Annotated in this window: 16 protein-coding genes and 1 pseudogene; 14 read left to right on the forward strand and 3 right to left on the reverse strand. The window is 60.1% G+C overall.

Going from position 1 to position 18,742, the window contains the following annotated elements:
- Positions 1-10: 10 nt before the first annotated feature.
- Complete coding sequence (locus AC1DM5_RS29085) at positions 11-598, reverse strand: ANTAR domain-containing response regulator (protein ID WP_007816832.1); 588 nt, start codon at positions 596-598, stop codon at positions 11-13.
- A 248-nt stretch (positions 599-846) separates the two neighbouring features.
- Between AC1DM5_RS29085 and AC1DM5_RS29090 the strand changes: the two genes are divergently transcribed.
- Positions 847-3,150, forward strand: a complete 2,304-nt coding sequence (locus tag AC1DM5_RS29090; protein WP_477821150.1) for an FdhF/YdeP family oxidoreductase — start codon at positions 847-849, stop codon at positions 3,148-3,150.
- Here the strand turns inward: AC1DM5_RS29090 and AC1DM5_RS29095 are convergent.
- A complete protein-coding gene (locus AC1DM5_RS29095; protein WP_477821151.1) occupies positions 3,113-4,156 on the reverse strand; it encodes a LacI family DNA-binding transcriptional regulator in 1,044 nt (347 codons plus the stop codon). The two genes, AC1DM5_RS29090 and AC1DM5_RS29095, sit on opposite strands and share 38 nt — an antisense overlap.
- A 236-nt stretch (positions 4,157-4,392) precedes the next feature.
- Between AC1DM5_RS29095 and AC1DM5_RS29100 the strand changes: the two genes are divergently transcribed.
- From AC1DM5_RS29100 to AC1DM5_RS29115, 4 genes are all read left to right on the forward strand, one after another.
- Complete coding sequence (locus AC1DM5_RS29100; RefSeq protein ID WP_477821152.1) at positions 4,393-5,532, forward strand: sugar ABC transporter substrate-binding protein; 1,140 nt, start codon at positions 4,393-4,395, stop codon at positions 5,530-5,532.
- 78 nt (positions 5,533-5,610) lie between these two features.
- The gene (locus AC1DM5_RS29105; RefSeq protein ID WP_477821153.1) at positions 5,611-7,149 is read left to right on the forward strand and encodes a sugar ABC transporter ATP-binding protein; all 1,539 of its coding nucleotides are present in this window, start codon (positions 5,611-5,613) and stop codon (positions 7,147-7,149) included.
- The gene (locus tag AC1DM5_RS29110) at positions 7,146-8,141 is read left to right on the forward strand and encodes an ABC transporter permease (protein ID WP_477821154.1); all 996 of its coding nucleotides are present in this window, start codon (positions 7,146-7,148) and stop codon (positions 8,139-8,141) included. The genes AC1DM5_RS29105 and AC1DM5_RS29110 overlap by 4 nt, the downstream gene beginning before the upstream one ends.
- Complete coding sequence (locus AC1DM5_RS29115; RefSeq protein WP_113296602.1) at positions 8,138-9,121, forward strand: ABC transporter permease; 984 nt, start codon at positions 8,138-8,140, stop codon at positions 9,119-9,121. The genes AC1DM5_RS29110 and AC1DM5_RS29115 overlap by 4 nt, the downstream gene beginning before the upstream one ends.
- Here the strand turns inward: AC1DM5_RS29115 and AC1DM5_RS29120 are convergent.
- Positions 9,097-9,359: pseudogene (locus AC1DM5_RS29120) on the reverse strand (hypothetical protein); the annotation flags it as partial. The gene AC1DM5_RS29115 and the pseudogene AC1DM5_RS29120 overlap by 25 nt on opposite strands.
- Between AC1DM5_RS29120 and AC1DM5_RS29125 the strand changes: the two are divergent.
- The 9 genes from AC1DM5_RS29125 (at position 9,328) to dhaL (AC1DM5_RS29165) (ending at position 18,724) form a co-directional block, all read left to right on the forward strand.
- Positions 9,328-9,555: a hypothetical protein gene (locus AC1DM5_RS29125; RefSeq protein ID WP_477821155.1), complete on the forward strand. Its 228-nt coding sequence runs from the start codon at positions 9,328-9,330 to the stop codon at positions 9,553-9,555. The pseudogene AC1DM5_RS29120 and the gene AC1DM5_RS29125 sit on opposite strands and share 32 nt — an antisense overlap.
- Positions 9,556-9,656: 101 nt before the next feature.
- The gene (locus AC1DM5_RS29130; RefSeq protein ID WP_477976327.1) at positions 9,657-11,135 is read left to right on the forward strand and encodes a sugar ABC transporter ATP-binding protein; all 1,479 of its coding nucleotides are present in this window, start codon (positions 9,657-9,659) and stop codon (positions 11,133-11,135) included.
- Entirely contained in the window at positions 11,104-12,180 is a 1,077-nt protein-coding gene (locus tag AC1DM5_RS29135) for an ABC transporter permease (RefSeq protein WP_477976329.1), read from the forward strand. The genes AC1DM5_RS29130 and AC1DM5_RS29135 overlap by 32 nt, the downstream gene beginning before the upstream one ends.
- Before the next feature lie 94 nt (positions 12,181-12,274).
- A complete protein-coding gene (locus AC1DM5_RS29140) occupies positions 12,275-13,261 on the forward strand; it encodes a substrate-binding domain-containing protein (protein WP_113320389.1) in 987 nt (328 codons plus the stop codon).
- 59 nt (positions 13,262-13,320) lie between these two features.
- Positions 13,321-14,091 carry an SDR family oxidoreductase gene (locus AC1DM5_RS29145; protein ID WP_477821158.1) on the forward strand — a complete coding sequence of 257 codons (771 nt, stop codon included), beginning with the start codon at positions 13,321-13,323 and terminating at the stop codon, positions 14,089-14,091.
- A gap of 22 nt (positions 14,092-14,113) precedes the next feature.
- A complete protein-coding gene (locus AC1DM5_RS29150; protein ID WP_477821159.1) occupies positions 14,114-15,109 on the forward strand; it encodes a dihydroxyacetone kinase subunit DhaK in 996 nt (331 codons plus the stop codon).
- Between the two features lie 14 nt (positions 15,110-15,123).
- Positions 15,124-15,771, forward strand: coding sequence for a dihydroxyacetone kinase subunit DhaL (gene dhaL / locus AC1DM5_RS29155; protein WP_477821160.1), 648 nt, complete (start codon positions 15,124-15,126; stop codon positions 15,769-15,771).
- A gap of 153 nt (positions 15,772-15,924) precedes the next feature.
- On the forward strand, positions 15,925-18,015 hold the full coding sequence (locus tag AC1DM5_RS29160) for a bifunctional sugar-binding transcriptional regulator/dihydroxyacetone kinase subunit DhaK (RefSeq protein WP_477976331.1): 2,091 nt from the start codon (positions 15,925-15,927) through the stop codon (positions 18,013-18,015).
- Positions 18,016-18,067: 52 nt separating this feature from the next.
- Entirely contained in the window at positions 18,068-18,724 is a 657-nt protein-coding gene (dhaL, locus tag AC1DM5_RS29165) for a dihydroxyacetone kinase subunit DhaL (RefSeq protein WP_477821162.1), read from the forward strand.
- The last annotated feature ends 18 nt before the right edge of the window (positions 18,725-18,742 follow it).

Raw genomic sequence — 18,742 nt, forward strand, 5'->3', positions numbered from 1 at the left:
AGACCGGCCATCACATTAAAAGTCCTGCCGCGGTCACGACGCTCTGGGCGATGTCGGACATTTTCTTCTTCTCGTTCATTGCCGTCTGACGAAGCAATGCAAACGCCTCCTCCTCCGACAGGCCGCGCATCTTCATCAATATGCCTTTGGCGCGTTCGACGACCTTGCGTTCCTCCAAGGCCGACTTGGCATCGGCAAGTTCGCGCTGCAGCCGGCTAAAGGCATTGAAGCGGCTGACCGCCATGTCAAGAATGGGTTTGACGCGCTCCTTCTTCAACCCGTCGACGATGTACGCCGACACACCGGCATCCACCGCGGCCTCGATGGAGGCCGTGTCCGAGCGGTCGACGAACATGGCAATCGGCCTGCCGACGGTACGGGTCAACTGGAACAGATGCTCCATCATGTCGCGATTGGGGTTCTCGATATCGATGATGATGACGTCCGGCCGCAGCGTATCGATGATACGCGCCACGCCTTGGACTTCATGGATGACCGTCACGCGCGCATGCCCTGCCTCTCGCAGCCCCTCTTCGATGATGGAGGCGCGAATGGTGTTTTCATCGATCACAAGGATGGTCAGATCGAGCCGGCTCATGCATCATTTATGACGCAATGCAGCAAGGCGGACAAGCTAAAAAGGCAATTTATTAGGCATTCAGTGAAAATGATTAAATAATGGGCTATTTGCTTGGTATATGTGCAGTTCTTTTCTGCGTTGGGAGTTTCGAAAAAGATTGCGACATCCATGCCTTTGTCGGCGGCTGCGCTACCTATGCCTCAGTATAATGCACCGCCCGGACACTCGCTGTTATCGTCGGGCTATCTTGAAGACGGAGAGCGAAGATGAGCGACAAGCGTCCGGAAGGCGTTGAGGCATATGGTCACCCCGCAGGCGGATGGGATGCGCTGAAAGCGGTGGCGAAAACGCTGAAGCATCAGCAGATCGTTGCGCAGGGAAGTACGACCCTGCTCAAGGCAAACCAGCCCGAAGGCTTCGACTGTCCCGGCTGCGCCTGGCCCGATCCGAAGCACACCTCTTCCTTCGAATTCTGCGAAAATGGCGCAAAGGCCATCACCTGGGAATCGACCGCCCGACGCGTCGCGCCGGAATTCTTTGCCGAACACACGGTCTCTGAGCTTTGGGAATGGATCGATCACAAGCTCGAAGACCAGGGCCGGCTGACGCATCCGCTGAAATACAATAGCGCCACGGATAAATATGAAGCGATCGAATGGGGTGATGCCTTCGGCCTGATTGGTGCGGAACTCAACAAGCTCGCAAGTCCTGACGAAGCTGAGTTCTACACGTCCGGGCGCGCGTCCAACGAGGCGGCTTTCCTTTATCAGCTATTCGTGCGGGCCTATGGCACGAACAATTTCCCCGATTGCTCGAACATGTGCCATGAGGCGACGAGCGTCGGCCTGCCGCTGTCGCTCGGTGTTGGCAAGGGTACGGTGACGCTTGAGGATTTCGATCATGCCGATGCCATTTTCAGCTTTGGCCACAATCCCGGAACCAATCATCCCCGTATGATGACGACCTTGCATGAGGCGTCCCGTCGCGGTGTTCCCATCATTGTCTTCAACCCGCTGAAGGAGCGGGCACTCGAGCGTTTCGCCGCGCCGCAAAACCCGGTGGAAATGGTGACGTTGTCCTCAACACGCATTGCATCGGCCTATCATCAGCTTCGTACCGGCGGCGACCTTGCTGCCCTCAAGGGGCTGATGAAGCTGATCTTCGAGCGCGACGAGGCCGATCTCGCAGCCGGCGGTGAGGGCGTTCTCGACCGGGCCTTCATTACCGAACACACTGTCGGCATCGATGCCCTCAAGGAGGATCTCGCCAATGCCCACTGGGCCGATATCCTCAGCGTGTCCGGCCTTACCATGGAGGCGCTGAACAGCGCCGTCGACGTCTATCTCAATGCCCGCAATGTTATCCTCTGCTACGGCATGGGGATCACGCAACATGCCAATGGAACGGCGAATGTTCAACAGCTTGCCAATTTCCTGATGCTGCGCGGCAATATCGGCCGCCAGGGCGCGGGGCTCTGCCCGCTGCGTGGCCACTCCAATGTGCAGGGGGACAGGACTGTCGGCATCACCGAAATCCCGAACAAGGCGCTGCTCGACGGTATGGAACGCGCCTTTGGTTTTCGGCCTTCTGCAGAGAAGGGCCATGATGCGGTCGAGTCCATTGAGGCAATTGCGGCCGGCAAGTCCAAGGCGCTGATCTGCCTCGGCGGCAATCTGGCTGTCGCCATGTCCGATCCGGACGTCACCTTTGAGGCGATGCGCAAGCTCGATCTTGCCGTCCATATCGCCACCAAGCTCAACCGCTCGCATCTCCTGACGGCAAAGACCTCGATCGTCCTACCGTGCCTCGGGCGGACCGACCTCGACACCCAGGCATCAGGCCCGCAGTCCGTGACGGTGGAAGATTCCATGTCGATGGTGCATGCCTCGCGCGGCTTCCTCAAGCCGCCGAGCGAGTTTCTGAAATCCGAACCCGCCATAATCGCCGGCATTGCGATGGCCACACTCGGTACAAAATACGGCATCGACTGGAACGGGCTGATCGCCAATTACGATCGAATCCGCGAAAAGATCGAAGTGGTCTTTCCGGATTTTCACGAGTTCAACAGTCGCGTCCGGCTCCGCGGCGGTTTCCGGCTCGATGTTCCGGCCTCCTATCGCGTCTGGAAGACGGCGAGCGGAAAGGCGAATTTCCTTGTCGCCCCCGGTCTCGACGAAGATCCCCGCCTGAAGGACCCGACGATACTGGTGCTGACGACGCTGCGCAGCCACGACCAATACAACACGACCATCTATGGCCTCGACGATCGCTATCGCGGTATCTTCGGCCGCCGTGACGTCATCTTCATGAGCAGTCAGGATCTTGCCGAACGGGGCCTGCGTGACGGAGACCGGATCGATATCCGTTCAGCCACCGGAAACGGCGGCGGGAAAACCGTCATCGGTTTCACGGCTGTCGAGTATAATATCCCCATCGGTTCGGTGGCCGGCTACTATCCGGAAATGAATGCGGTGATTGCGCTCGATCACTATGACCGCAAGTCGGGCACGCCGAGCTACAAGGGTGTTCCGGTCACGATCGCCAAGAGCGAGGCCCAGGCTGCTGCTTGATGGTCACGCCCGTACTTTCGCGAGCGATGACCTCGAAGCCAAGATCGATCTGGCTCGGCGGCTGGCGGCTCGTCGAATTGAGGGCCGCCAGTACCTTTTCGGCGGCAAGCTTGCCCGTCTCGAAACGCCTCGTCACGATCGATGAGAGGGATGGTGACGCACAGGCAGAAAATTCCAGATCGTGAAAACCGATGATGGCGATATCATCAGGCACGCGGATGCCGCGCTTGCGGCACTCCTGCATGGCGCCGAGCGCCACGTTGTCGTCGGTGCAGAAGATCGCTTCCGGGCGGTCGCCACGTTCATGCATAAGGGCCAGGAGATCGGAGCCGAGCGCAACCGAGCTGTGCCGAGGCCGCTGGGTGACGATCTCAAGGTTCTCCAAGCCCGCTTCCTGCATCGCCAGGCGATAGCCGTCGAAGCGGGACTGGGAACGATGGTCGAGATTGCCCGCCAGAAAGGCAATACGCTTGAAGCCACGGTCGATGAGATGCTGCGTTGCTGCCTGCCCGGCGCGATCTTGAAGCATGCCAATATTGAGGTCGATCGGATCGGGCGATAACTCGAATGTCTCGACAACGGGCAAATGCGCCCGCCTCAGAAGCTGATGGGCAAGCGGTGTATGATGAATGCCGGCGATGATGATCGCTTCGACCCGTTGGCCGAGCAGTACCTTGATGGCATTTTCCTCTTCCTGTTCGGAATACCGGCTATTGACGACGATGACCTGAAAGCCCGCCCCGACAAGCACGTCGTGCAGAGCGAAGAGATATTCCGCAAAGATCACGTTATAGAGGGTTGGCACGATGACGCCGATTGCATGCGTGCGCGACGAGGCAAGCCGGCTGGCCGCAATATTCGGCACATAGCCAAGCTCCTGGACGGCGGCATTGACACGCAGTCGCAGCGCCTCCGAGACCGCATCGGGCTTGCGAAGTACGCGTGAAACTGTGATCGGGCTGACGCCGGCCAGAGATGCCACGTCATCCAAAGTTATTCTTCGCATTGTCATCTCGCTTTATACAGAAAACTTACGCCGATCTGTAATTTATCTCGCAATTGCGAAATATTTCCTCTCGATGATTACAGTTGACAGCGCTAGCAAATCCGATTTGACAGCGCTGTCAACTATGTTAGGCTCAAATTGCACCGGAAAAGGATGGGATGGAGCCTTCCGGGATCAGCATGCCAATAAGATTTTGTGGAGGGGCGGCCTGGTCCGCCTTGAGGAGGAGACATTCAATGCTTAAGGTGAAGAAAGCGAAGATGGCCCGTGTCGCCGCGTTTTCCGCGTCGGCGTTTGTTCTGCTCTGCAGCACGGCCATGGCGGAGCCAAAGGTCGTATCCGGCCCCGCCGCCGACCCCACTTGCATGGTGCCATGGTCGGCCGAAACCCAGTTCTTGCAATATCCGAAGAAGGAAGGTCCTTACCGCATCGCGCTTGCCAACGGCTATATCGCCAATACCTGGCGCATCCAGATGGTGCAGACGGCAAAGGCCTATGCCGCCCAGCCGGATGTCGCCGCCAAGCTCAAGGAATTCAAGGTCGTCTCGACCGGTGAGGACGTCCCGGCCCAGATTTCGGCAATCAACAACTTCATCGATGCCGGCTATGATGCCGTTGTCGTCAACGCCCAGAACCCGACAGCCTTCGGTCCGGTCATCAAGCGCGCCAAGGAAGCCGGCGTCGTTCTTGTCGCTTTCGACAATATCCTCGACACCAAGGATGCGATCAACGTCAACGTCGACCAGAAGGGCCTTGGCGTCATCTGGGCCGACTGGCTGGTGAAGCACCTGCCACAGGGCGGCAAGATCCTCGAAGTGCGCGGCGTTGCCGGCACCTCCGTTGATACGGATCGCCATAGCGGCATTCATGAAACGCTGGACGCTTCCGGCAAGAAGTTCACCGTCACTGAAGTTGTCGGCAAGTGGGATGATGGCGTGGCGCAGAAGGCAACGGCCGATGCGATCGCCACCAATGGCCCGTTCGATGGCATCACCGCGCAGGGCGGTGACACTGGCGTCGTGCAGGCGATGATCGATGCGAAGCATCCCTTCGTGCCCTTCGGCGGTGAGACAGAAAATGGCTTCCGTAAATTCTGCGCCGCCCATGCGGGGGATGGCCTGAAATGCTCGTCGGCAGGCACCGGTCCGGCACAGGTTGCTGTTGCCATCAAGACGGCCATCGCGGCTCTTGAAGGCGAGGTCGTTCCTCAGGCCGTCAAGCTACCGACGGCCCTCGTTTCCGATCCCAATTTCAAGGAAGGTGAGGATTATTACCCCACCCAGTCCGACAACTTCTTCGTCGGCAACTCCTTCCCGACCTGCGGCATCAACTTCTCCGCACAGGAAATCATGGGGCAGACCAAGGAAAACCAGTAAGCACCACCATCCGGACCTGGCTACGGGCGCGCGCGCCCGTAGCCTCGATCTCGACACGACCGAATGGAGGCTGGATGCATGACCCTTTCCGAACCGCTTCTGCGCCTGGAAGGCATATCGAAGCGCTATGGCGGCGCGATTGCGCTGAGGGAAGCTAATATCGCCGTTCGACCAGGGGCGATCCACGCCGTGCTCGGCGAAAACGGGGCCGGGAAATCGACCCTTATCAAGATCATGGCCGGTGTGGTGACGCCGGATGAAGGGCGCATGCTGCTGGACGGCAATGAGGTCTCCTTTGCCTCGCCGGCCGCCGCCATTGCTGCCGGTATCGTTTGTGTCTTCCAGGAACTGTCGCTCATTCCCGATCTTTCGGTGGCCGACAACATCGTCATCAGCAATCCGCCGCTGCGTTTCGGCATGATCGACCGCAAGAGGCAGCGCCAGATTGCCGAGGAGGCGCTTGCCCGTGCCGGCGCTGCCGATATCCATCCATCATCCCTGGTGAAGGATTTGCCGCTTTCTCGCCGTCAGATGGTAGAGATCGCCAAGGCGCTTGCCCGCAAACCGCGTCTGATGATCCTCGACGAGGCGACCTCGGCGCTGACCCAGTCGGATGTCGAGAAGGTCTTTGCTGTGCTGAAGCAGCTCAGGGCCGAGGGCATGGCGCTGATCTATATTTCGCATCGTATGCATGAGATTACCGAGCTCGCCGATGACTGCACGGTCTTCAGAAACGGCCGCAGTATCGAATCCTATCCCGCCGGCACCAAGACCGACCAGCAGGTAGTGGAGCTGATGATCGGACGCGAATATACCAACGTCTTTCCGCCCAAGCCGCTGCAATCGAAGGTGGACGCGCCGGTTTTGTCCTGCCGCGACCTCTCCTGGGGAGATCGGCTCTCCGGGATCAATTTCGACGTGCGCCCTGGCGAGATTATCGGTTTCGGCGGCCTGGACGGGCAGGGGCAGCGCGAATTGCTGCTGGCGCTGTTCGGCGTGCTGCGCGACCTCAAGGGCGAGGTGGCAGTCGATGGCAGACCAGTCAGGTTGAAGAGCCCGGGTGCGGCGAAATCGGGCGAGATCTCCATGGCGCTGATCCCGGAGGACCGCAAGACCGAGGGGTTGATGCTGCCAATGACGGTGCGCGAAAACCTGTCGATCGCAGCCCTTGATCGTGTTTCGCGCAACGGCGTGATCGATCGCGCAGCCGAACTTCGGGAGATCGACGAACTTCTGAAGCTGCTGGCGATCAAAGCGGCGACGATCGACATGCCCGTCGCCTCGCTGTCCGGCGGCAACCAGCAGAAAGTCGTGATCGCCAAATGGCTGATGAACCGGCCGCGCATCATTCTGCTCAACGATCCGACACGCGGCATCGATGTCGGCACCAAGCAGGAAATCTATGCCCTGCTGCGTAAGCTTGCCGATGCTGGTGCGGCCATCATCTTCTATTCGACCGACTACGATGAGTTGGTCGGTTGCTGCGACCGCGTGCTCGTCATGTATGATGGCAGCATCATCCGCATTCTCGAGGGAGACGAGATCAACGAGCGCGAGCTGGTGAGCGCCGCCCTCAACATCGGCGCCGCCGAGGCGCAGCAAGGGATGGCCCAATGAGCAGGCAGGCGACTGGTGAATGGCGCTACCGGTACGTTCAACAGAAGGGCACGCTCTTTGCGGCGCTCCTCTTCATCCTGATGTTCATCATCTATGTCTCGAACCATCCCGCCGGCTTCACGCCCAATGTGGTGCAGACGGCCGCCAACAAGGCGACATTGCTCGCCTTCGTGGCCATGGCGCAGTGTTTCGTGGTCATAACGGCGGGCATCGACCTTTCGATCGGCATGATCCTGATCCTGTGTAACTGTCTAGCCTCGTGGCTTGTCGTCGGCACGCCGCTGCAGACGGGGTTGGGTGTCCTGGCCGTACTTTTGACCGGTCTCGCCTGCGGCCTTCTCAATGGTCTCGTCATCATTTTCGGTCGGCTTCAGCCGATCGTCACCACGATCGCGACCAGTGCGGTCTTTTACGGACTGGCGCTGCTGTTGCGACCCACACCTGGCGGCTCGGTCAATGAAGATCTCGCCGATACTTTTACCTCGAAACTTTTCGGCGTCATTCCGGCAAGCCTTGTCATACTTGCGCTTGTCGTCCTGGTGATCTGGGTGCCCTTCAGCCGTTCGGTGCTCGGCCGCACCGCCTATGCGGTCGGCTCAGCAGAAAACGCCGCCTATATGTCCGCCATGCCGGTGAAGCGGGCAAAGCTTGCTGCCTATGCATTGGCTGGTCTGCTGTCAGCGATTGGCGGGCTTTATCTGACCTTCTTTTCTTATACGGGTGAGGCGGCCTTTGCGAGCGGCAACGCCTATACGCTCTATTCGATTGCAGCGGTGGTGCTCGGCGGTGTTTCGCTTGCGGGTGGTAAGGGAAGCGCTGTCGGCGCCGTTTTCGGTGCGCTGGCCTTCCGCACCATCGGCGACCTGTTGTTCGTTTTCGATCTCGATCCGCTCTGGCAGCCGCTCTTCCAGGGCGTAGTGCTGATGCTGGCAGTCAGCATCGGCTGCATCGGCCTGTCGCGTGTTCGCAATCGTCTGGAGTGGTTCCAATGAGCGAGGATGCTTCCACCATGCGGCAAATTCCTGTGCCCGCCCGGCTGCGCGGCGTCGATCCGGCTGTGGCGATCGCCTTCGGCTGCATCATCCTGCTGCTTCTCGGCGGCTCGCTCTATTCCTCCAATTTCCTGTCGCCGGATTATCTGCTGCAGCAATTGAAGGTGGCCTCCTTCCTTGGCGTCATCGCAACCGGCATGATGGCGGTCATCCTGCTTGGACAGATCGACCTGTCTGTGCCCTGGGTAGTGACGACAGGGGCGATGATGGCCTGCGCCGCCACTGCTTACGGAACGACGGGTGCGGTCCTCGCAATCCCCTTCGGTATTCTCTGCGGTGCCGCGATCGGCCTCGTCAACGGCATCGCAGTCGCCTATCTGCGCATTCCTTCGATGATCATCACGCTTGCGACCAATGCCGTCGCGCAAGGGTTGATGGTCGTCTACACAGGCGGTTTTTCGCCACAGGATTCGGCCTCTGCCGCCATGCGCTTTCTGGCAACCGGCTATGCCATACCCGGGCTTCCAAATGGCGTTCTGGTGTGGTTGGCCGTCGGCCTGCTCGCCGTCTTCCTGCTGACGCGCACCACCTTCGGCCGGGCGCTCTATGCGATCGGTAATCGTGAGCGCGCCGCGTACATGTCCGGCATCAATACCCGTAGGATCACCTTGCTGGCCTTCATCATGTCAGGCGGGCTCAGCGCGCTCGGCGGCGTGCTTCTCGCCGGCTACGCCTCGAAGGCATCTCAATCTATGGGTGACGCCTATCTCTTGCCCTCGATCGCTGCCGTGGTGCTTGGCGGCACACATGTGCTCGGCGGCAAGGGTTCCTATCTCGGAACCGTTGCCGGCGTCATCCTGATCACCCTTCTCCAGTCGATCCTCTCGGTCATGCAGATCGAGGAGGCCGGCCGCCAGCTCATCTATGGTGCGGTCATCATCGGCATGCTGCTGCTTTACGGGCGGCAGAAGGTCTCGTGACGAAACTCAGTGTTTTGCCTGGTTCGGCCGTCGATTGCCCTGAGGTTTTCGACCGATAGACCATTCGGGCCGAAGCTGGGGGCGAGATAGGTATCGACGATCGCTTTGGCGAGTTCGGGGCCGGCCACGCATGCATCCACGGTGATGATGACTTGGCGGCGCCCTCGGCAGAATAGGTATCGTCAGTCAGCGCCGCCGGATGCTTTTTGGCAGAAATCGACACGCCGGTGACCGTTCCTCAGAAGAGCGGGGCGCGATCATGCTCGCCGTCGATAATCTCTTTGCGCCACGTCGGCACGATGTTCCACACGCCCTCATTTCCCGCCGCGCTGTCGCTCTTCGCCCTGAAATTGCTGGCTTTTTCGGCGCCGTTCCTGGCTCTCGGATACCCTGACATTTACGTGATTGCGCATCACTTGACATTTGTCGAATAGCAATCGAATATTGTCAGCATCGACATTCGGGCGGAGGTTTCCGGATGTCGAATGGCCTGCACGGAACGTGCTCGCCAGACGCATGCGTGGAGGAGACGGACGTGGAATTTCTGCTGGAAGTGGAGGGGCTCAAGAAGTCCTTTGGCGGCGTCGCAGCCCTGCGCGACGGCCGCTTCCAACTTCGCGCCGGCTCGGTTCACGCGCTGTGTGGCGGCAACGGCGCGGGCAAGTCGACCTTCCTGAAAATTCTGATGGGCATTCACAAGCGCGATGCTGGCTCGATCCGCCAGCGGGGCCGGGAGGTGGATTTCTCCAGTCCGGCTGATGCACTCGCATCCGGTATTGCCATCATCGAGCAGGAACTGAGCCCGGTTCCGCACATGACGGTCGCCGAGAATATCTATCTCGGCCGTGAGCCGTCAGCCCGTTTCGGTGGCATCGATTTCCGCACCATGAACCGCGCGGCGCAAAAGCTGCTCGATGGACTGGAATTCGATATCCGCGCAAACCAGTACATGATGAACCTCTCGGTCGCGCAAATGCAGCTTGTGGAGATCGCCAAGGCGCTGAGCCACGATGCCGAAGTCATCTTCATGGACGAGCCGACATCGGCGATCGGCGAGCGTGAGGCCCAGCAGCTCTTTGCGGCGATCCGCCGCCTGCAGGCGCAGGGGCGCGGTATCGTCTACGTCTCGCACCGCCTATCGGAAATCTTCCAGATCGCTGATTCCTACACGGTTTTCCGCGACGGTTCCTTCGTCGATGCCGGCGCCTTGTCGGAGATCGACCGGCCGAGCCTGATCCGCATGATCGTCGGGCGGGAACTGTCGGAAGAATACGTCAAGACCAATACGCCGACACCTCAGATCGGTCTGGAGGTCAGTGCGCTCTCCTGCCCGAACAAGATCAAGGACATTTCCTTTGCTGCCCATAAGGGCGAGATCTTCGGCATATACGGGCTTATGGGCTCCGGCCGCACGGAAATCTTCAACTGCCTCTTTGGCCTCGATAAGCCATCGACCGGGCGCATTGCAGTGGACGGTGCGCCGATCTCGGTCGCGAAGCCCTCGGACGCGATGGCCCATGGTCTGGCATTGGTGACGGAAGACCGTAAGCAGACGGGCCTCAACCTCTCCGATTCCGTTCGCGCCAATATCTGCATGGCGAGCCTGCCGGAGCTGAGCCCCGCCTTTGCCATGGACCATGCGAAGGAAGTGGATGCCAGCAGGCGGATGCGCGAGCAGTTTCAGATCAAGGCAGCGCGCGACACCATGCCGGTATCAGGCCTTTCCGGCGGTAACCAGCAGAAGGTCGTTCTCGGCAAATGGTTCCTGCGCAATCCCAAGGTTCTGCTGCTGGATGAACCGACACGCGGCGTCGATGTCGGCGCCAAGCGCGAAATCTATCGCATCATCTGCGACTTCGCTGAAAACGGCGGCACGGTGGTGATGATCTCATCGGAAATAGACGAAGTTCTCGGCATGTCCGACCGCATCATGGTGATGCGCGGCGGCAAGAGCGCCGGAATATACAGCCGGGAGGAGACGAATGCCCAATCACTCGTCCACTTATCAACCTGACCAGAGTCAGAGCGTTCGTCCGGCAGCAGAGGAGCAGGCAGTGTCAGTGAGTGAGAACAAGAGTGTGGGCGGCTGGTTCAAGACCGAGCAGCGGCGTTTGATCGTGCAGGAATACGGCATCTTCCTCGCCTTCCTGCTTCTGGTCGTTATCCTGTCGTTCTCGAATGAGTTCTTCCTGACCGGCGGCAATATTTCCAACGTGCTGCTGCAGACGTCCATCAACGGCGTGCTGGCGATCGGCATGACCTTCGTGATCCTGACGCGCGGCATCGACCTGTCGGTCGGCTCCGTCGTAGCACTCGCCGGCATCGTCAGCGCCAGTTTTGCCACCACTTCGGAAACGGCCGGCGTCATCGGTTCGCCCTATCCGGTCGCTATCGGCCTCTTGGTCGGTGTCCTGGTCGGTGTTGTCTGCGGCTCGATCTCCGGCGCGATCGTCTCGCGCTTCTCGGTTCCTGCCTTCGTCGCCACACTCGGCATGCTCTCGGCTGCCCGTGGCATGACGTTGATCTACGGTGGCGGTCGCCCGGTTCCGGCGCTGACACCCGCCTTTCGCTGGATCGGCACCGGTGATGTATTCGGTCTTCCTGCTCCGGTCATCGTGCTTGCGGTCGTCTTCGTGGCTTCCTGGTGGGTGCTCAACCGTACGCGGTTCGGCCGCTACATCTATGCCGTCGGCGGCAACCCGCATGCAGCCAAGACTTCGGGCATCAACACCGACCGAATCCGTTTCACCGTCTATGTCATCTCCGGCGGCCTGGCAGGGCTTGCAGGCATCCTGCTCAGCGCACGCACCGGTTCGGGCCTGCCGCAGGCTGGCGTCGCGTATGAACTGGATGCGATCGCGGCAGTCGTCATCGGTGGCACGAGCCTTTCCGGCGGCGTCGGCCGGGTGACGGGAACACTGATCGGCGCGCTCATCATCGGCGTGATGAACAATGGTCTCGATCTGATGGGTATCCAGTCCTACTACCAGCAGGTCTTGAAGGGCGCCCTCATCGTCGGCGCCGTCATGCTCGACCAGAAACGAAATTTCGGAGCCTGAGCTCAACAAAAGAAATTCGGGGCAGGCGCTTCGGTCGCCCCGTCCGACAGGCAAGCCATGCTGGCAGCCTAAACCCAAGGTGGAGGAAAATGAAATGAAAAAGCTTCTGATTGCGCTTGCTTCGGCAACGGCGCTACTGGCTACGTCGGCCGCAGCCCAGGAGAAGATCAAGATTGGCGCAGCACCCTACGGCCTGAATGCAGAATTCATGCAGATCTGGACTGCGGCCCTGCAGGACCACCCCGCCGTCAAGAGCGGCGAGGTCGAACTGACGGTTTTCGATGGCCGCTATGACGCGCTGGTTCAGCAGGACCAGTTCAAGACGATGATTACGCAGAAGTACAACGCCATCATCTTCGCTCCGATCGATGTCGATGCAGGGGCATCTGCCGTTCAGTCCGCCGTCGATGCCGGCATTCCGGTCATCGGCTCCAACACCCGCGTCAATTCCGATCAACTGACCTCCTATGTCGGTTCCGATGACACGGTTTCCGGTTATCTCGAAGCCAAGAGCGTGCTGGACAAGATCGGCTGCAAGGGCAATGTCGTGATCATCGAGGGCCCGGTCGGCCAGTCGGCGCAGATCCAACGCTTGCAGGGTAACAAGAAGGCGTTGGCCGAGTGCCCCAACGTCAAGGTTCTCGAAGACCAGACTGCAAACTGGTCGCGCGCAGAAGCCCAGACGCTGATGGAGAACTGGCTGACATCGCACCCGAACCAGATCAACGGCATTATCGGCCAGAATGATGAAATGGCGCTCGGCGCCATCGAGGCGATCAAGGCTGCCGGCCTCGACGTCAAGAGCTTCGCCATCGCCGGTATCGACGGCGTCACCGATGCGCTGCGGGCCGCCAAGGCCGGTGAGATGACCTCGATCCTTCAGGATGCCCGCGCCCAGGCGCAGGGCGCTCTGGATCTTGCGATCTTCAATGCCAAGAAGGGCGACTATAAGCCGGAATCCGATATCTGGACTACCTACAAGGATATGCCGTGGAACGACGGCAAGGATAAGACCTATAATGTCCCGTGGACCCCGGTGACGGCTGAAAACGTCGATAAACTGCTTTCCACTCGCAAGTGATCCTCCCTGGGGCGGGATGAAGATCCCGCCCCATATCCCGACAGGTTGAGAAGAAAGCCATGACTGATTCAAAACAGGTTGATTTGAACTTTTCCTTGAGCGGCAAGGTCGCTCTGATCACGGGTGGGGCCTCCGGCATCGGCAGCGCCATCGCATCCGCCATGGCCGCCAAAGGCGCGATCGTCGGCGTGGTGGACATCAATGAATCGGTCGCGAAGGGCAAGGCCGAGGAACTCGGCAACGGCGCGAAATCATTCGTCTGCGACGTGTCGGACCCGCAATCGGTCGAAAAGGTGGTTTCCGACGTGGTGGCCGCATTCGGTCACATCGATATTGCCGTCAACAGCGCCGGTGTCGTCATGCTCGCGCCAGCAGAGGAACTCAGCCTCGATGCGTGGGACAAGACCATCGCGATCAATCTCAAAGGCACCTTCCTGGTGTCCCAGGCCGCCGGCCGCGCCATGATCAAGGCGGGTAGGGGTGGCAAGATCATCAACATGGCCTCACAGGCCGGCACGGTCGCCATCGATCAGCATGTTGCCTATTGTGCCTCGAAGTTCGGCGTTATCGGTCTTTCCAAGACGCTGGCTGCCGAATGGGGAAAGCACGGCATCAACGTCAACACGATCTCTCCGACTGTCGTCCTGACCGATCTCGGCAGGAAGGCATGGGACGGCCCGCGCGGTGAGGCGCTGAAACAGCGCATTCCATCCGGCCGTTTTGCATTTCCAGAGGAGATTGCGGCGGCGGCGGTGTTCCTGGCTTCCAACGGTGCCGATATGATCAATGGCGCGGACCTTCTGGTCGACGGCGGCTACACCATTATCTGACGCGCGGTAGATAGGAGTTATAATGCAGAGATTTATCAACAATCCGGACGAGGTCGTCGAGGATACCGTCAAGGGCTTCGTCAAGGCCCATGCCGACATCGTCAGGCTATCGGCACAAAATCCCCGTGTCATTGCTGCTCGTCACACACCGGTCGCCGGCAAGGTGGGCGTCATCACTGGTGGCGGTTCGGGTCATGAGCCGGCCTTCATCGGTTATACCGGCCGCAACATGCTGGATGCCGTGGCCGTCGGCGAACTTTTCTCTTCGCCAACCGCAAAGAGCTTCCTCGATGCCGCGCGCGAAGCCAATGGCGGCAAGGGCGTCGTCTGCCTCTATGGCAACTATGCCGGCGACAACATGAACGTGAAGATGGCAATCAAGCTGGCGGCCAAGGAAGGCATCGAGATCGCCACCGTCGTCGCCAATGACGATGTATGTTCAGCAGGCCCCGAGGAGCGCGAAAAGCGCCGCGGCGTCGCCGGCGAGATCTTCATGTGGAAGTGCGGCGCGGCGAAGGCTGCCGAGGGCGCGAGCCTCGAAGAGGTTCGTGCGACCGCTCAGAAGGCGATCGACAATTGCCGTTCGATCGGCGTCGGCCTCGGCCCCTGCACGCTGCCCTCCGTCGGCCATCCAAATTTCACCATCGAACCGGGTACGATGGAGGTCGGCATCGGCCATCATGGCGAACCCGGTGTGCGCGTCGAGCCGCTGAAATCCGCCAAGGAAGTTGCCGAGGAGATGGCGAAGATCGTTCTCGACGATCACCAGCTTGCTGCTGGAGCCGAAGTCGCAGTTATCGTGTCAGGGCTTGGCGCAACGCCGCTCAACGAACTCTATATTCTCCACGATACGATTGAATCCGAGATCACTGGACGCGGACTGAAGATCTACAAGGTCTATATCGGCAACTATTTCACATCGCTGGAAATGGTCGGCGCAACACTGACCGTCATGGCACTGGACGACGAGCTGAAGCGGCTGCTGAATGTTGATGTTCAGTGCCCTGCGATGCTCTGAGGGGAGGCAGACGAATGCAGCAATTTCGGAATGCCAAATCGGGCGATATCGTTCTCTCGCTTGCCGATCGGATCATCGAAAACCGCGCCTATCTGAGCGAAATTGACGGCAAGATCGGCGACGGTGACCATGGCGTCAACATGGCCAAGGGTTTCGGCATGGCGGCCGAACGCGTCAAAGGGGCAGATATGTCCTTGGCGGAAGCGCTCGACACGCTCGGCACCGTGCTGATGACGGAGATCGGCGGCTCCATGGGACCGCTCTATGGCGTCATGTTCACGCAGTTTGCCGAAACGATCGAGAAGTCTGATGCGATCGACGCCGCGACGTTCAGCACCATGCTCCACAATGGCCTCGATGGCATTCAGGCGATCGGCGCGGCCAAGGTGGGCGACAAGACACTGCTTGACACACTCGTGCCGGCGATCAGTGCATTCGATACGGCGATCGGCAGCGGAAAGTCCTTTGGCGAGGCGCTTCAGGCTCTCGTCGCAGCTGCCGAGGCCGGACGGGACAGTACACGCGATCTCGTCGCCAAGATCGGTCGTGCTAGCCGTCTCGGCGAACGTTCGCTCGGCGTCCTCGACGCGGGCGCGACATCCTGCGCGTTGATCCTGAAGTCGCTGGCTGATGGCGTGGGAACGAGGCTCCAGCCCGCCTGACAAATCGGGCTTTGGTGAGAGCCCGTGATCCTCCCTTGCATCACCTTCCCGGCCGCTTCGGCGGCCGGGAACAATCGGCCGGAGGTACGTTGAAAACTGCAGCTTTTGCGCTCATCTTCGCCGTCGATTGCAGACGAGGGGAAACCAGGCAGGATGACAGCTAAGACATCATCGGCACGAAAGAACACTACGGCTGATATCGCGGCTGAACCAATCCCGCTGCGCTACGGCGACGATCCCTATGTGTGGGCATGCTGGCTCTACTACGAAGATGGCATGACACAAGGCGACATCGCCGAGACCATGGGCATTTCACGCGCAACGGTGAACAGCTACCTCGCCGATGCGCGCGCCCGCGGCATCGTCAATATTTCCATCGAACCCTCGCGCCTGAGCTCGCTCACCATCGCCCAGGAACTGAAGCGGCATTTCGGTCTGCATGACTGTCTTGTTGTGCCGAGCGACGACAATGCCCGACCGCTGATCGAACGGCTTGGCGCAGCCGGCGCGCAGGCATTGCAGAAACTGTTGAAATCCGGGGATACAATGGCGGTCGTCTGGGGCCGCACCATCATGGCGGTTGGCGGGCAGGCCGCCATTTCGGGACTGCAGGATATGACCATCGTGCAGGCGACAGGTGGGACGAGCGCAACCTTCGCCTACACGCCGGAACTTTGTGCTGCGGCCTTTGCCGACGCGGTCGACGGCCGGCTCATCAACATTTCGGCGCCTGCCATCGTTTCCAGCGCCGAATTGCGTAACATGCTGATGCGCGAACCTTTGATCGATCAGCAGTTTGAGGCGCTTTCGCGGGCAAACAGGGTGATTTTCGGCATCGCCTCCATGCGGCCGAATTCCACTATCCACACCAGCGGCTTTTTTGAGTCGGTATCGCTGCAGGACTATCTGGCGAAGGACGCGACCGGTGTCGTTGCCGGACGCTTCATCGACGGCCACGGACGGCCCGTCGCCGGTCCGCTGGACGACCGGACCGTCGGCATTTCGCTCGACCTCCTGAAGAAGATCAACATGCGCATTGCTGTCGCCGGTGGCTTTGACAAGGTACCGGCAATCCTCGCCGCGCTTCGCGGCGGTTATGTCAATGTCCTGATCACCGATGCAGCCACCGGCCGCGGCATCCTGAATGCCGATGGGGTCACCGAGATCACTCAAAAGCTCTCCCAGCGTCCGCGCGTGGAAAGCGATATGTCGGCGCCACTGAACGGCGCTCGCACCCACATCAAGAAGTTCCTGAACAATCCTGATGATGTCGTTGAGGAAATGCTCGAGGGTGTCGTCAAAGCGCATGCGGATTACCTCCGCCCGGTCGACGGCTCCAACCGCGCGCTCGTTGCCCGCGCAGGCCCGCGGGCCGGCAAGGTCGGGCTGGTCGTCGGCGGCGGCACTGGCCATGAGCCGGCTTTCCTTGGTTATGTCGGCAAAGGGCTCGCTGACGCTGTCGCGGTCGGGAATATCTTTTCCTCGCCGCCTCCGGGGCCGATCCTGCAATGCGCCAAGGCAGCGTCGGGCGGGGAGGGCGTGCTCTTCGTCTACGGCAATTACGCCGGCGACGTTATGAATTTCGAGATGGCTGCCGAAATGGCGGCAGAGGACAATATCGAAGTCCGCACCGTGGTGACGACGGACGATATCTCCTCATCGCCCTTGGAGGATCGGGATGGACGCCGCGGTGTTGCCGGCAATTTCTTCATCTTCAAGATTGCCGGTGCGGCCTGCGATCGTGGCCTGTCGCTGAACGCTTGCGAGGCAGCAACGCGAAAAGCCAATGACCGTACGTTCACGATGGGTGTTGCGCTGGAGCCCTGTTCGTTGCCGCAGACGCGTCGCCACAATTTCGAGATCGGTCCCGACGATATGGAAATCGGCATGGGCATCCACGGCGAACCGGGCGTGATGCGCGAAAAGATGATGAGCGCCGATGYTGTGGTCGATGTCGTCATGGATCGCATATTTTCGGAGATGAAACCGGTGGCGGGGGACCGCGTCGCCGTTCTCGTCAACTCGTTCGGCGGCACGCCGCTGATGGAGCTCTATATTCTCTACAGACGGGTGGAACAGCGCCTGAGCGCGAAGGGGATCAAGATCGAAGCGAACTGGGTGGGGCATTATTGCACATCGCTCGATATGGTCGGCGCATCCATATCGATCCTGCATCTCGACCAGGAATTGACGGATCTGCTGCATCACCCCTGCGATACGGCGTTTCTGAGGGTCGTAAACTGAAAAGCATAAAAGCATCCCAGGGGGCTGGGCTGCATGAATTGGGAGGATACGCATGTCGGCAAACGCGGCCCGCCGCCTCAGCAGGATGTTTCACCGGATATCCGTGGCGATTTCGGCTGAGAAGGATCATCTCTCCGATCTGGATGGCGCGATCGGCGATGCCGACCACGGCATTACCATGTCGCTCGGCTTCCAGGCGGTGAATGGCGAACTGGCGAAACACGATCTCGATAAAATATTGCCATCAGAGGTCTTTTCGCTTGCCGCATCCGCCTTTCTCGATGCTGTTGGCGCATCGACCGGCCCGCTCTATGCCACGGCCTTTCGCAAGGCAGCGCAGGCTTTGAAGCGGGACGAGACGCTTTCGATCGCCGCTCAAGCTGCAATTGTCGAGGCCATGACATCGGGTATCCGGGACCGCGGCAAGGGGCAGCGCGGTGACAAGACGATGCTGGATGCCTGGATCCCGGCAACAGAAGCGGCTGCTGCTGCCCGCGACAGACAGGCGACAGTCTCGGACATGTGGAACGGCATTCTTGAAGCCGCCGACGCCGGCGCACGCTCGACCCGTTCGATGGTTGCCACGCGCGGCCGTGCCGCCCGCCTCGGCGAACGATCCCTTGGCCACATCGATCCGGGCGCGGCATCGGCCGTCGTCATCATCAAGGCGATGAAGGAAACGTTCACGGAAAATGAGCCGGCGGAGTGATCCACCGGCTCCGGTCAC

The organism is Rhizobium sp. 01T437 (genome assembly GCF_056398505.1).